General features: G+C 58.1%; 12 protein-coding genes. 6 read left to right on the forward strand and 6 right to left on the reverse strand.

What is annotated here, in order from left to right; genetic code table 11:
* The 3 genes from IIA05_12235 to IIA05_12245 form a co-directional block, all read left to right on the forward strand.
* The coding region (locus IIA05_12235) for a CoA transferase subunit A (GenBank protein ID MCH9027859.1) at nucleotides 1-420 on the forward strand (420 nt) is incomplete at its 5' end.
* A gap of 18 nt (nucleotides 421-438) precedes the next feature.
* Nucleotides 439-1,098 carry a CoA transferase subunit B gene (locus IIA05_12240; GenBank protein ID MCH9027860.1) on the forward strand — a complete coding sequence of 220 codons (660 nt, stop codon included), beginning with the start codon at nucleotides 439-441 and terminating at the stop codon, nucleotides 1,096-1,098.
* A gap of 12 nt (nucleotides 1,099-1,110) precedes the next feature.
* Complete coding sequence (locus IIA05_12245; protein MCH9027861.1) at nucleotides 1,111-2,220, forward strand: AFG1 family ATPase; 1,110 nt, start codon at nucleotides 1,111-1,113, stop codon at nucleotides 2,218-2,220.
* Nucleotides 2,221-2,238: 18 nt separating this feature from the next.
* Here IIA05_12245 and IIA05_12250 read toward each other — a convergent pair whose 3' ends face one another.
* Complete coding sequence (locus IIA05_12250; GenBank protein MCH9027862.1) at nucleotides 2,239-3,891, reverse strand: GMC family oxidoreductase; 1,653 nt, start codon at nucleotides 3,889-3,891, stop codon at nucleotides 2,239-2,241.
* Between the two features lie 2 nt (nucleotides 3,892-3,893).
* A complete protein-coding gene (locus tag IIA05_12255; GenBank protein MCH9027863.1) occupies nucleotides 3,894-4,514 on the reverse strand; it encodes a gluconate 2-dehydrogenase subunit 3 family protein in 621 nt (206 codons plus the stop codon).
* A gap of 120 nt (nucleotides 4,515-4,634) precedes the next feature.
* Between IIA05_12255 and IIA05_12260 the strand changes: the two genes are divergently transcribed.
* The 3 genes from IIA05_12260 to IIA05_12270 all read left to right on the forward strand — a co-directional run bounded on the left by IIA05_12260 (nucleotide 4,635) and on the right by IIA05_12270 (nucleotide 6,920).
* The gene (locus IIA05_12260; GenBank protein ID MCH9027864.1) at nucleotides 4,635-5,597 is read left to right on the forward strand and encodes a patatin-like phospholipase family protein; all 963 of its coding nucleotides are present in this window, start codon (nucleotides 4,635-4,637) and stop codon (nucleotides 5,595-5,597) included.
* 9 nt (nucleotides 5,598-5,606) lie between these two features.
* Nucleotides 5,607-6,377, forward strand: coding sequence for an SDR family oxidoreductase (locus tag IIA05_12265; protein ID MCH9027865.1), 771 nt, complete (start codon nucleotides 5,607-5,609; stop codon nucleotides 6,375-6,377).
* A gap of 129 nt (nucleotides 6,378-6,506) precedes the next feature.
* Nucleotides 6,507-6,920, forward strand: coding sequence for a GFA family protein (locus tag IIA05_12270; protein MCH9027866.1), 414 nt, complete (start codon nucleotides 6,507-6,509; stop codon nucleotides 6,918-6,920).
* Nucleotides 6,921-7,103: 183 nt separating this feature from the next.
* Here the strand turns inward: IIA05_12270 and IIA05_12275 are convergent, their stop codons facing one another.
* From IIA05_12275 to IIA05_12290, 4 genes are all read right to left on the reverse strand, one after another.
* On the reverse strand, nucleotides 7,104-8,042 hold the full coding sequence (locus tag IIA05_12275) for a hypothetical protein (GenBank protein ID MCH9027867.1): 939 nt from the start codon (nucleotides 8,040-8,042) through the stop codon (nucleotides 7,104-7,106).
* Nucleotides 8,043-8,408: 366 nt separating this feature from the next.
* Nucleotides 8,409-8,693 (reverse strand): hypothetical protein, encoded by a 285-nt coding sequence (locus tag IIA05_12280; protein ID MCH9027868.1) that lies wholly within the window; start codon nucleotides 8,691-8,693, stop codon nucleotides 8,409-8,411.
* Between the two features lie 392 nt (nucleotides 8,694-9,085).
* On the reverse strand, nucleotides 9,086-12,133 hold the full coding sequence (locus tag IIA05_12285; protein ID MCH9027869.1) for a PD40 domain-containing protein: 3,048 nt from the start codon (nucleotides 12,131-12,133) through the stop codon (nucleotides 9,086-9,088).
* A gap of 227 nt (nucleotides 12,134-12,360) precedes the next feature.
* Nucleotides 12,361-14,291, reverse strand: a 1,931-nt coding sequence (locus IIA05_12290; GenBank protein MCH9027870.1) for an acyl-CoA dehydrogenase, incomplete at its 5' end; no start/stop codon positions are given.

A 14,291-nucleotide genomic window follows, 5' to 3' on the forward strand; every position in this document is an offset into this window, starting at 1 on the left:
GAAATGGAAGTCATCCTGACGCCGCAGGGCACGCTGGCGGAAAAAATCCGTGCCGGCGGCGCCGGCATACCCGCTTTTTATACCGCAACCGGTTATGGCACGGATGTCGCCAAGGGCAAAGACACCCGCGAATTCAACGGGCGCAACTATGTGCTCGAGGAGTCGCTGACCGCGGATTATTCGCTGGTCAAGGCGTGGAAAGCAGACACCATGGGCAACCTGGTCTATCGAATGACGGCGCAGAATTTCAACCCGATGATGGCGACCGCCGGCAAGATTACCGTGGCGGAAGTCGAGGAAATCGTCGAACCGGGCGAACTGGACCCGGAGCACATACATACGCCGGGAATCTTCGTCCAGCGCCTGATCAAAGGCACGTTTGAGAAGCGCATCGAACAACGAACCGTCCGCAGCGCCTGATGATATGAAGGATAGATAATGGCACTAAGCAGAGTACAGATTGCCCAGCGGGTCGCGTCCGAGTTACGCGATGGTTATTACGTCAACCTGGGCATCGGGATCCCGACGCTGGTCGCCAACTACATTCCCGCAGACATCGAGGTCATGCTGCAATCGGAGAACGGCTTGCTGGGCATGGGCCCTTTCCCGCTCGATGAGGAAGTCGATGCCGACCTGATCAACGCGGGCAAACAGACCGTGACGGCGATCATCGGCGCCGCCTATTTTTCATCGGCGGAAAGTTTCGCGATGATCCGCGGCGCGCATGTGGACCTGACGGTACTCGGTGCATTCGAAATCGATCAGAACGGCAGCATCGCCTCATGGATGATCCCCGGAAAATTGGTCAAGGGCATGGGCGGCGCCATGGACCTGGTCGCCGGAACCGAGAACATCGTCGTGACAATGACCCACGCCAGCAAATCGGGCCAGTCTAAATTGCTGGAATCGTGCACCCTGCCGCTGACCGGCGTGAACTGTATCCGCAAGGTCATTACCGATCTTGGCTACCTGGAAATTCACGACGGCGCGTTCCATTTGATGGAACGGGCGCCCGGCGTATCGGTCGAGGAAATCCAGGAGAAAACCGCGGGCCGGTTGATCGTCGATGGCGACGTGCCGGAGATGCGGCTCGGCTGAGGCCGCCTGCCGATGGAAGCCAGCCCGACCCCCCGGGAGCAGTATGCACGAGCGCTGGAGGACCCGGACTTCGTTGCGGACGCCGCTCAGAAAAAGGCCATCGAGGCGCTGCATCGAATCTATCTGCAGTTGATCGCCAAACCGGCCTCGCTGTCGCCCTGGCGGCGGTTGCGCCTCGCGCTCTCTCGCAACACCAAAATCCCACCCGTCCAAGGCCTTTACCTTTGGGGTGGAGTCGGCCGCGGCAAGACCCCTCTGATGGACATGTTTTACCGTGCCCTGCCCTTCAGGCAAAAACAAAGGCGCCACTTTCACCGTTTCATGTACGAATTGCACGCACGGCTAAAAAACCCCAAGCATCGGCAGGACCCGGTCAAAGATATCGCGGCGCAGATCGCCAAAGACACCCGGGTCATTTGTTTCGACGAGTTTTTCGTGTCCGATATCGCCGATGCAATGTTGCTGGGCACGCTGTTCCGGGAATTGTTCAGGCGCGGCGTCACCCTGGTTGCCACATCGAACACACCGCCATCGCTTTTGTACCAAGGCGGTTTGCAAAGAGAACGATTTTTGCCGGGGATAACAGCGATCGAAACCCATTGCCAGGTCATGGAACTCGAAGGAGCCGAGGACTTTCGCCTGCGTATCCTCGATGAGGCTGAAATTTATCACGCGCCGCTCGATTTGCAGGCGGAAGCCAACCTGGCGGAGTACTTTGAGAAAATCTCCTGCCACGGCGGCAAGGCGGATCAGAATCTCATGGTCTGTGGCCGGACTATCGCTACCCGGCGGCTGGCAAATAGCATCGCCTGGTTTGATTTCGCGGCCTTGTGCGACGGCCCGCGGAGCCAGGATGATTACCTGGAACTGGCGCGGGGTTTTCATACCATCCTGGTCTCGGGCGTGCCGGCGATGGATTCCGCGGACAACGACCGCGCGCGCCGATTTATCGCGCTGGTCGATGAGTTCTATGACCGCAAGGTCAAACTGATCCTGTCGGCCGCGGTACCGGCCGAACAGCTTTATCGAGGCGAGCGACTGGCCTTCGAGTTCAGGCGTACGGTCAGCCGCCTGGCCGAGATGCAGACGCACGCCTACCTGGGGCAGGCGCACCTGGCCTGAGAACCGTTCGCTGCGCCTTCATATTTCGCCGTTTTTCGCAAACCGGCTGATGTGCTCGGCCGCCCGAAAAGCCAGCGCCTGTATGGTTTGCGTCGGCTGGCCCCGCCCGGATGTCACGAGGCTGCTGCCATCGCAGATAAACAGGTTCGGCACATCGTGGGTGCGGTGATATTTGTCCACGACCGAGGTCGCCGGGTCGTTGCCCATGCGACAGGTTCCCAGCAAGTGCGCGGTGAAGGATTGCGGCCGGACCGGATTCTTCCAGACCGTTGTCGCGCCCGCGGCCTCGAGAATTTCGGCGGCCCGGTCCACCAGGAAACGCGTGGTCGCGAGATCGTCCGGGTGATCGGTATAGGTCAGCCGGATGCCAGGCAGGCCATAAATATCCAGGTTATCGTGATCCAGCGCCACGGCGTTCGTTGCCACCGGCAATGACGTGCTGTGTGTAGAGGAGTACATAAAGTTCGGGTATTTCTGCAAGCGAGCCTTGTTCGACTCCCCCCAACCTGGCTCACCGGGAATACCGGTAAACGCCGCGTAAGAAATCGGGCCAAACATCACTCGCCCGTCAATCCCGCCACCACCGTAAAAACCTCGGTCCGGGTCGGTATCATAAAAATCATGGCAGATTCGGCTCACTTGCACGCTTTTGTATTCGTTCAGCGGGTGTTCGAAAAAAGCGCCGGCGGTACCGCCGCCATTGAACATCATGTGCTTGCCGACCATCCCGCTGCTGTTGGCGAGGCCATCGGCAAAGCGGTTGTTTGCCGACAGGAACAACAAGCGTGAGGTCTCCGCGCCATTGGCGCTGAGCACGACCGCCTTTGCCTTCTGCAGATGTTGCCGGCCCTGCAGGTCGTAATAGATCACGCCGGTCGCTCGCCCTTGTTTACTGGTCTCGACGCGCACGACGTTGGCGCCGGTGCGGATTTCACAGACACCGGTCGCCTCCGCCTGCGGGACCATATTGAACAAGGTGGACGACTTGGCGCCCATCTCACAACCGAAACCCATGCAAAATCCGCAATGCACACAGGCGGCCCGGCCGTCATAGGGCACCGAGTTGATCGCCATCGGCGCAGGAAACGGATTCAGGCCGAGTTCGAACGCGCCTTTTTCGAACAACACACCCGATGACTTGACCGGCAACGGGGGCATCGGATAAGGCTTCGAACGATGCGGCTCATTCGGATGCGCGCCAGCCAGGCCGGAAACCCCGATTTCCCATTCAACCTGGGTGTAATACGGTTCCAGTTCCTCATAGGATATCGGCCAGTCGGCCAGCGCTGCGCCCGGGATGTCGCCGTGTAAGGTGTGCTCATGAAAATCCACCGGGTGAAAACGCCAGTAATTTGCGGTGAAATGCACGCTGCCGCCGCCGACACATTGCGCATAGAGCATGCTGGAAAAATCCCGGGAAGAGGCTTTCTCGCTCGCTATTTTACGAAAGCTCTGCGGCGGCGAACTGTCAAGCTTGGTTATTTCATCGTTGAACCAGTAGGCCAGTTCATCATGATGAAAATCGCCCTGCTTCAGGTACGGGCCGCGTTCCATGACGACGACGCTGTGTCCGGCCTGCGACAACTCGCGGGCCAGGACCCCGCCAGCGGCGCCGGAACCGACGATAACGAAATCCACTTCCTCGCTGGTCTGGTATGATTTCCCCGGCACGGTCAGCCCTCCTTGCGATATCTGGCGGCGATGGCGTCAAAGCCTGGATAATCACGGTCGTAGTAACCGAAAGGCGGGTGAAATACATGACGGTCTTCGAAGCCCAATAGCTCCCAGCCTTTTTTCTGAAAATTACCGCCGTAGGATGGCGACGCAAACATACCGACGTGGGTTAGGAACCGGACCAAGCCAAAAAAATCGCTATCGACCTGGGTAGCGAAAAATTCTGTCTGCACGGGTGTTTCGGCAGTGGCAAATGACGCTTCCCGTGGATAGGCATCGGTGAAGGCCTGGGCAAATGCCCTCAGGCCTGCGATAAACCCATCGGCGCCGGATTTCATGAAACCGGTCATGGCCCGGTCTATAAACACGGCTGCCTTCGCCTCTCGAGCACCCGGCCCTTCGCCCTCGCTCGGGATAATGTGGGAACTGATTGCGTCGATCAGTGCGCCATCCGCGGCCGAGAAAAACTCGAAGCTTTCCTCCATTTCACCGCTGGCGACACAGTGTGCTGCATTTGCCGCCGCGGCGATCGCCGGAAAATTCGCTGCCAGCCAGGCCGCTCCGAATAAGCCACCGGACCGGGATAGAAAATCGCGACGCGAAATCGTTCCCTTGCTCATGACCGGTATCTCCTGCCGCTGCATTTTAGACTGAGTATGAACGAGCAAGAACGGCATCGCCAGTCGGCTCAATGCTTGCGGTATAGTCCGGTTTACCCCGCAACCACCCTGGAGAGGCCTGTGGCGGTATACCGGATTCTCACCCTGGATGGCGGCGGCATTCGCGGTTTACTCAGCGCCGTGCTGATGGATGAGCTCGACCGCCGGCATCCGGGCTGGCTCAACCATGTCGACATGATCGCCGGCACATCGACCGGCGGTATCCTGGCGCTGGCGCTGGCCAACGGCATGCAGCCGGCGAAACTCGTCGAGTTGTATTACGCGCTGGGTCCGATCATATTCAAAGACAACCTGTTCGGCGACGTGCGCGACCTCGGACGGTTGATCGGCGCCGAATACGCGACCAAAAATTTGCGGCGCGAACTGCAGAAAATTTTTGCGGACACGCGCCTGCGAGACCTGGACAAGCGCGTACTCATCACCGCCTTCGATCTCGACAACGAAGCCGCATCGCCCGAAGAGAGATGCTGGAAACCGAAGTTTTTTCACAATTTTCCCGGTGCGGACAGCGATGGCGAACGACAGGTGGCCGATGTGGCGCTTTATACCAGCGCGGCACCGACCTACTTTCCATCGGTCGATGGTTATATCGACGGTGGCGTGGTCGCCAACCACCCGGGCATGGTGGCCTTGTCGCAGACCCAGGACCGGCGCAACGAAATTACCGACCGGCCCCGGGTCGCCGAGGTCAGGCTGTTGTCCATAGGCGCCGGGCGGATACTGTCGTACATCGAAGGGCCGATACACAATTGGGGACTCGTGCAATGGGCCAAGCCTTTGCTCAACCTGATGCTGGATGCGGTTTCCGGCGTTCCGGATTTCCAGTGCCGGCAAATGCTGGGCGCGAACTATCACCGGCTGAATTACACTTTTGCCGATGGCAAAGGCATCGGCCTCGGTGAGTGGAAGAAACGCGACCGGCTCGTCGAAATCGGTCGCAAAGAAATGCTCACGGAACTCGATGCGGCAGCCGACTGGCTGGCCGGTCACTGGCTGGACGAGTCAACGAATCACCAGGAATAAAGCTTCGCCATGCAGACCGATAATACCCTCGCAAACTGTCGTGCTTTGATTACCGGCGCCAGCGGCGGCATTGGCCGCGCGACAGCCGCTGCGCTGGCAAAAAAAGGCGCTCGCCTTGCGCTTCACGGCAACAGCAACAGTGAAAAACTGGACAGCCTGCTTGCCAAACTGCCGGGCGACCAGCATATCGCGCTGACCGCGGACCTGGCCCGGCCCGACGAATGCCGCCGGTTGATCAGCGAGACGGTGGCCGGGATCGGCGGCCTCGATCTGCTGGTCAATAACGCCGGCGTATTTTTCGACCATCCGCCACTGACGACGGACAATGCGGACTGGCAGCAAAGCTGGCAGCAGACGCTTGCTGTCAACCTTCTGGCGCCTGCGATCCTGTGTCACGCGGCGGCGGTGATCATGGCGCAAAACGGCGGCGGCAAGATCATCAACATCTCCTCGCGCGGTGCCTTTCGCGGCGAACCGAACGCCCCGGCCTACGGCGCCAGCAAAGCCGGCCTGAACTCGATGAGCCAGTCGCTGGCCCAGGCGCTGGCTGCCAGCAACATCATGGTTTACGCCATCGCCCCCGGCTTCGTGGAAACCGGGATGGCGTCCGCGTTGCTCGACGGCCCGGGTGGCGACGCCATTCGCGCGCAAAGCCCGCTGGGCCGCGCGGCAAAACCGGCAGAAATAGCGGCCACGATTGCTTTTCTGGCCGGACCTGACACCGATTACCTGACCGGCACGATCATCGATATCAATGGCGCATCATATTTGCGAAATTAGGGGGTCTGGTGCATCGAACCACGATTTTTTCCACCACATTCAGCGCCGTTTTTGCCGGCAGCCTGCCGAGCCGGTGGCTGAACGAGAAACTGGTCGGCATCTGGACGATCGCCCGGAGTTAACAAACTGATGCAGGAAGGAACATTGGAAAAAACCTATTCCGGCGGCTGTTTTTGCGGGCAGCTGAAATTCGAGTTCGATGGCCCCAGCTTATGGTGCGCGCATTGTCATTGCACGATGTGCCGGCGATCTCATGGCGCACCGTTGGTGACCTGGGTAGGCGTCGATGAACAAAAATTCAGGCTGAACGACGATTCGACGCTGCGCTGGTTCGCGTCGAGCGCAGACGCCAAGCGGGGTTTTTGCTCACGCTGCGGCAGCACCTTGTTCTTCGCCTCCACCCGCTGGCCCGGTGAAATTCATATTGCCAGGGCGGCGATCCCGGGCGATATAGACCGGCAACCTCAGTGTCATGCGTACTGGGAGTCTCATGTGGACTGGATCAACGTGGACGACCATCTCGATCGCAAGGAAAGCGGCTAGCCCGCATAATTCACCAAGAATCGCGGATTTGAGTGAGGACTCTGGCGGCTGTGTTTTTTTCTTTGTCGTCCCACTGAACCACTCCTTGCGGTACTCTAGTACCTTAATGGGGTGTCCGTAAGACCGTAGCCAGCTCAACCGGCACCGTATCCAATCGCTATATAAGGTACGGCAAAAAATTTACTAATCATCACTCGGTGCAATAAGCGAAAACAGCGATTTATCACCGGATCTGAGCATTTCGACATATTCCGCTGCAAGAGTTGCTGCCAATTCTTGATCATCCGCAGTTAAATTGCGTGTTCGCGCGAATGCTTCCGTTGCCGTCTCTGTTTGCGGGCAATTGCCAATGCAATACATGGCCTTAGCTGTACTGTATTTAGTGCAGTCAAGCCCGAACTCACACGCTACAATGAACCATGCAAACTCATTGATAATGCCATCGGCTGTGGACCCTTGTTTGCTGCCCATAGGAGTAGTCAGGGCAGGTCCGGCCACCATTACAGCTTCCGGGTCGAGGCTGAACAATGCTGTCAAAAGTGCTTTCTCCGCTTTCGAATAGTCACCCTCAATAGCTAATCTAATACCATACTCGCCTATCGCGGGTGGATACTCATGTTGAACCGAAGCATTCAGCCAAAACTCCGAATCATATTTGTCGGCTGACTCAAGTTCCGACAAAGCGCCGCAGGTTTCGAGCGTGTTCCTAATCGCATAGTACTGGTTGGTACCCAATTGGTCATACCAAATTGTTAAGTATGCCTCCCACGCAGCAATATCATGGCCAAATAAATCTTGAAATCCTTCGCAATGCAACGTTTGGCGAAACATTTGAAACTGGGCGGATGCATCACCGTTCATTGCGCGGGGCAGGACGTCTTGCTCGATAAGGTCGGCGTCAACTAACAGGAGGGTTAGCGCCCTCACATTTTCGTCTTGTAATTCGATAGCCTCATGTCCAATTGGTGGGAACTGTGCAGGCACGTCAACTATCTCAATAACTTGATCGTCCGGCACTGTGACCTGAGTCTCCCGGATTCTAAAGAGCCAATCTCCGGCGAGATATGCACAAACTGCTACGATGAGTACCGCTACGACTTTTATGTGGGATTTGATTCTCATATATTGATATCTAGTTTCTGAGTGCCGGTTGAGCTGGCCAACAAAATGGCACGCATGGCCTGGGTCGTGCTAGCCAAGAATGAAGCTTGCGTTCTCAACAAGGCGTTTGCCTGAAAATGATTATGACTTACCTGAGAATAACGCGATTACTGATGACCCAACATCATTCGACCTTGCAAGAGCCTGCGTAAAGGACATTGGCGAAAAGCCGAGTGGATGAATCGGCGGCGAGGTTCGATTCTCATCAAGGCGCGGGGCTGATTACCCAATACACGACGCCGTATATATGTCCGGATCCCGTTTATGCATTCCTCGACCAATACTTGACTCAAAGGGGGCGTCCATATATGTCCTGGTATGAGTCCCTTAGATGAATTCGTACAAATCCTCTTTGCTCAAATCTCGAATTTCTCCAGACCTGCTCGATAGAAAACCCTGCGGGTCCATTTTTCCTATACCTAAGAACCAACGACGGTAGGCTTGCACGACTATCCGCAGCTCACCTTCGCCAACCTCATCTTTCCAAACTGAAACTATTACTCTCTTGCCATTGTTACTCACTTGCTCTGATTGACAAGGTTCCAACTCGACAAGCTCTGAAAAAGGTTTTTCTTTTAGTTCCAATAGGCGGTTCTCAATTAACTCTTTCATTCATTTGACCTCATTTTCTTACTTATCGAAACGTCAAAACCGAGGACATCCACACCTTTGCGTGAAAATCATCGCACTGCTGGATCCGCCAAACAATCAGCCAGCGGAATATTTGTAGGGTTTGCTCAGAAAGTCTGTGGATGTCCTGTGTTGTTTCGGCCAAACAATCCGCCAGTAGGATATTTGTAATGTTTACTCAGAAAGTCTGTGGATGTCCTTTGTTTTCAGAAAGTCTGTGGATGTCCTTTGTTTTCTCTTTTCCGTGGATGTCCTTTGTTTTCACAGGAGGGTAGTTCGTCCAATAACCAACAAAACTAAACAATATGACGCCCGATATGATGCAAACACCGAGTCCGAACGGCCCGGAACTGAACTCAAGTTGCTGCTTGCGTTTATTCTGTCATCTTGACGGATTCCGGCGGGCGGAGCTTGTCCGGATCGTACAGCCAGCCACCTTTGATTACCCGCCAAATGGCTTGCGTGTTGCGGATGTCGTCAAGGGGATTGGCGTCCAACAACACAATATCCGCCAGCTTTCCTGCCTCAAGGGAGCCTAAGTGAGCGTCTACCCCCAATGCTTCGGCCGCCTGAAGCGTGGCGATCTTGATCACCTCGGCGGGTTCGATGCCGGCTCGGCCAAGGAGCTCGAGCTCCCAGTGAAGTGAGACACCGGGGAGGCATAGCCATGGCGCGCCATGGTCATCAGTACCTGCTTGCAGTAGTACTCCTGCCGCGTGTGCCTCATACACTGAGGCCAGGCGCTCTGCCAACATCCCACGCAGCATCATGTCTCCTTCCGCCTTTACCAAGTCAGCCGATAAAGCGGCGTCCCTGCACTCCTGAGAGCTGAACGCCACCAGCATCGCATCCTCGAGCCTCTCTGGTTCCTCCCTCAGTAGCAGCACGCTTCCCATCTGCATGACCAGGGTTGGGTCCCATCTCGTACCGGATGAGACGAGTGCCAGCAGAACGTCACCGTAGACTCGCCCGGAGGATCGACTGTGTTCCAGCGTGGAGTATCCGCGTGTCAAACCACGTACGATTTCCTCGACGCTCATGCCGTGCCCAGCCGGTGGCAGACCCGCACTGTTCGCTGCCCGTAACGCTGCGTGCTGAAGAGGCCACGACAGGGACGGATAGATCTTGATGAAGTGGGCACCGGCTTGTTTTCGAGCGCTCACATACCGGCGGGCGCTGGGCTCGTTGTCGACGATAGCGGTGCCGCCAGAGCCAGCCCCCTGAAGGGCGATTCCCGAGGAGAAGTAGCGTGGGATAGGTTCGCCCGCAACCTCGCCGCGGGTGGCCAGAGCGCGGGTGACCGCGAGCGAACTCCCAGGGTCTCGCACCGAGGTAACGCCGTGGGCGATGAAGGCTGTCTGGCCGGCCGGGCCGGACCAACCACCGTGGGCGTGAAAGTCGAAGAGACCGGGAATGGCATATCGTCCCGCAGCATCGAGGATGACGGCCTGAGCCGGTATTTCCCGACTCTGCTCGGAGCCCACCCACACGATTTGGCCATCCTCAATGTAGAGCGAGGCTTCCGGCGTGAAGATATGTCGCTCGAAATCCAGCAGGCGCACGCGGCGGACCAGCAACGGCTGATGAACTTGACGTGCGAGCCTGGGCTGGGCAGGGATCGCCTCAGGTTCGCCGCCCTCCAGCGGCACTCGCCAGAGTCCGTTGGCGTTGCTGTAGACCACCTCCGATCCATCCGGGCTGATCGAGAACGTTTCCACGAGTTCCGCGGTCAGTAGCCGGACATCCGCCGAGCGCACCGGTCGTTGTCGCATGGGGGCAGCAGAGAGTCCTTGAGGTCCGCGGAAGACGAGCCACTTCCCATCGGGAGAGACCAGACCTTCGAAGATATCTGCTTCGAGTTCGGCAACCGGTTGCGCCACGATACCGTCTGTCTTGAGCGAAAGCCGGTAAATCGTCCAGCGCTGTTGAAGACGCGACGTAAAGAACACGGCGGTGCCATCGTGTGAGTAATGAGGTCTGCGAAGGTAACCAACCCCGGCGACAACGATTGTGCGCGCGCCTGTTTCCAGATCGATGGCAACCACTTTTGGAGGACCTTCCCCGTACTCCGTAACGAGCAGCTTGCGACCGTCGGGGCGCCAGGCAGGTGGCGAGTAGAAGTTGGCTTTGGACGCCACGGTCCGCTCCTTGCCGCTCGCGAATTCGAAAACCCTGACCTCCTCCTTGCTCCCATCGCTCCACACGTAGGCCAGTGAGTTTCCGTCCGGAGACAAGGCGGGCAGCGTCTCGCGACTCTTGCCCTGGAAAACTCTGCGGGCCGTCTGATCGGCGCCGGTCCGGTGTTCAAAAACATGGTTAGCGGCTTGAAAGTAAAGACGGTCCCCCGCAGAACTAATGGACGGGTGCGACGGGTTCTGCGGATAGAGCCACTCGCCGGTCGTCCTCGGAGCGAGCGGGACCGGCGTTGTCCGCGGTGCGAGTTCCAGGCGTACTTTGACTCGGAGGGGAATCGGCGATCGCGCACCATCGCTCACACGAATTTTCCAGAGGCGCCCGGCGTGACCGGTGAACAGGAACGCTCCATCGGGCGACACGGCAAAGCGATTTCCGGAATAGGAGGCAACGGTAGGCAGCAGCGCGACTGGCGTTCCGCCTCCTAGCGGTAGCTCTACCAGCCTTTCCGTGGCGTGCCAGGGAAGCCAAGTATGAGCGAGGCGAAAGTGGCGGGCGAACACGCGCACCACAGACGAAGGATCAGCCACAATGCGGTCGACGAAACCATCCAGTTCGCGAAGCGTGGCATGAGAGCTCGTGCCATCGGTGGCCTGGATACGAGTCACCCACGCGTCGGTGAGAGGATCGCGTTTTACGATCGACCACACCGCTCTGCCGTCGGCAAGGAAGTCGATGGAACGGTAGAGCCCTGGTCCAGGACTCAGCGGCTCGGGCTCACTTCCATCGACCTCAATCTGCTTGACCACTGAAGGGATCGGCAGGTATCCCGACAGCTGCCGGCTGCCCGCAGCTGCCTCCCGCAGGAATTCCAGGTAGACGACCGCCCTACCGTCGGGAGTCCAGGCTGGCCGGCCGGCCCAGGGTTCGTGTGTCAATTGGCTGATTCGTCCCGTCGCCACGTCCAGCAGGAATACATTGCCTTCGCTCCCGTCCCGGTCGGAGACGAACGCCACTCGACTGCCGTCGGGCGAGAACACTGGGTCAGTGTCGTAGTAGGGCCCGAAGGTGAGTTGCTCGGCTGTGCCGCCGGCAACCGGCAACTGGAACAGGTGGCCGAGCATGGTGAAAATTAAGACCTCACCATCAGGGGAGACCGCGACATCAGGCGCCGTGACCTCGGTCGTCTCGAACTCGATGATGCGCAAGTCGTCTTGAGCGGCGGCGGTATGCGGCAGCGCCAATGTCACAAGGACGAGCACGAACCAGATGGGACGCGGATGGAGCATGGTGGCCTCCCCCTAGATTTCCGATTCTTACAGTCTAATTGCTCGCACGCGCGATGTCCGTATATGGACTCCTCACTTTTTGCAAGCAAGCTGTTAATGGCAGACGTGGCACGACCAAAAGAAACTCTACGCGTGAAATAAACCAGGACATGGTTTCTACCCCGATTGAATCGCCTGAATACTTGCAGATGCTCTTGAACTCTTCAGGGACGACCAGCCAGAACCGGCTAGAATTTCCAGTCATCGACTTTAAGCGCATCGAGGCGCGCCGCTTCCGCCTTGCGCAACTGCTCGGCTTCTTCTTCGGTGAACAATCGCGCGGCAACCGCGTTGTCGATGCGCTCCGCCAGCGAGTGCCCACGCACCAGGTCGATACTTTGCGCTTCCTTTAGTTTCGCTTCCAGGGGCTGAATGGCAATCACCCGCTGCAGGGCATGTTCGAGCCGGCCCAGTTGGGTGTCGATGTCGTCGGTGATATACATGCCTTGCGTCAGCCGCTCGCGAATCACCGATGGAATGACGATGCTCTCGGCGATGCATCTTTCCAGTTCATCGGAGGGTCTCTTGTAGGTCCGGCCGAAAGGAAAAATCCAGCGTCTCAGCAAACGGCCCGCCCAGCGGTTGGGAAAATTATCGAACACTTCGCCAAACGCCCGCTCGATCTGATGCAGGCAGTCCTGAACCGCCCATTGCGCCACTTGCAGCTCCGTCTCGTCATGCTGATGGTTGTCGAAATGCTTGAGCACCGTCGAAGCGATATACAACTGGCTGATAATATCCGCCATTCGCCCGGACAGCATTTCCCGTCGCTTGAGCTCGCCACGCAAAAACATCAGCAGAATATCGGTGGTAAAAGCGAACGCGGCGCTCATCCTGCTCAGTTGACGATAATAACGCCGCAGCGGCCCCAGTTTTCTCGCCGTGGGCACCAGCAAGCTGCCGGTCCAGGCATGCAGGAGACTGCGCACCGCGTTGCTGGCGGCAAAACCCAGGTGGCGTACGAGTATCTTGTCGAAACTCATCAGGCCGGCGTGCTCGTCGGCGTTGCTTACGGCCTCGATCTCCGAGCGCAGATACGGGTGGCAACGCACGACGCCCTGCCCGAAGGTCATCATGCTGCGGGTCAAAATGTTGTGTCCTTCGACCGTAATACCCAGCGATGGGAACTTGGCGTACTCGCCGATGATATTGCGCGGCCCGAGACAAACGCCGGCGCCACCATGCACATCCATCGCGTCGTTCATGATCCTGCGGTTACGCTCGGTCAGGTTGTACTTGACGATGGCCGCAATGACCGCCGGCTTGTGGCCTTCGTCCAGCGCTCCCAGGGTCACCGTTCGCGCCGCATCCATGGCGTAGGTATTGCCGGCGATCCGGGCCAGCGCCGCCTGCACCCCTTCGAAGGTCCCGATATAGGTCTTGAACTGGTAGCGCAACCTGGCGTAAGCGCCGGTTGCCCGCGTGGCCAGCTTGGCCGAGGCCGTGGTCAGCGCCGGCAGCGATATGGATCGACCATCGGACAGGCTTTCCATCAGCATGCGCCAGCCGTTGCCCGCCTGTGCGGCGCCGCCGATGATCGCATCGAGCGGCACGAACAAGTCGCTGCCGCGGACCGGCCCGTTGTGAAAACCCATGTGCAACGGATCGTGGCGGCTGCCGATTTCGACACCCGGCGTATCGGCCGGGACCAGCGCTACCGTAATACCCAGGTTTTCCCGGTCGCCGAGCAACTGATCCGGATCGTAGAGTTTGAACGCGACACCGATCAGCGTAGCCACCGGCGCCAGCGAGATATACCGCTTATCGAAATTCAGGCGTATACCCAGGACGTCTTTTTTACCCTGGTAATCCTGTTTGCAGATGATGCCGCTATCCGGGATGCTGCCGGCGTCGCTGCCCGCTTCCGGCGCGGTCAGCGCAAAGCAGGGAATTTCCTCGCCGCTGGCCAGCCGCGGCAGATAATAATTTTTCTGCTCCTCGGTTCCGTATTTGAGCAACAACTTGCCCGGGCCAACGGAATTGGGAATCATGATCGTCAGCGCGGCGGCTATGCTGCGGCTCGCTACCTTCATGACGACGGCCGCGTGGCCGTATTGCGAGAACTCCTTGCCGCCATATTGGCGGGGGATCACCATGCCGAAAAAGCCGGCCTTTTTGA

The sequence above is a fragment of the Pseudomonadota bacterium genome, assembly GCA_022572885.1.
Lineage (GTDB): Bacteria > Pseudomonadota > Gammaproteobacteria > Steroidobacterales > MnTg04 > MnTg04.

Coding starts and splice junctions, on each gene's coding strand:
- IIA05_12240 (MCH9027860.1), top strand. CDS start 439: ATGGCACTAAGCAGAGTACAGATTGCCCAGCGGGTCGCGTCCGAGTTA.
- IIA05_12245 (MCH9027861.1), top strand. CDS start 1,111: ATGGAAGCCAGCCCGACCCCCCGGGAGCAGTATGCACGAGCGCTGGAG.
- IIA05_12255 (MCH9027863.1), bottom strand. CDS start 4,514: ATGAGCAAGGGAACGATTTCGCGTCGCGATTTTCTATCCCGGTCCGGT.
- IIA05_12265 (MCH9027865.1), top strand. CDS start 5,607: ATGCAGACCGATAATACCCTCGCAAACTGTCGTGCTTTGATTACCGGC.
- IIA05_12270 (MCH9027866.1), top strand. CDS start 6,507: ATGCAGGAAGGAACATTGGAAAAAACCTATTCCGGCGGCTGTTTTTGC.
- IIA05_12275 (MCH9027867.1), bottom strand. CDS start 8,042: ATGAGAATCAAATCCCACATAAAAGTCGTAGCGGTACTCATCGTAGCA.
- IIA05_12280 (MCH9027868.1), bottom strand. CDS start 8,693: ATGAAAGAGTTAATTGAGAACCGCCTATTGGAACTAAAAGAAAAACCT.
- IIA05_12285 (MCH9027869.1), bottom strand. CDS start 12,133: ATGCTCCATCCGCGTCCCATCTGGTTCGTGCTCGTCCTTGTGACATTG.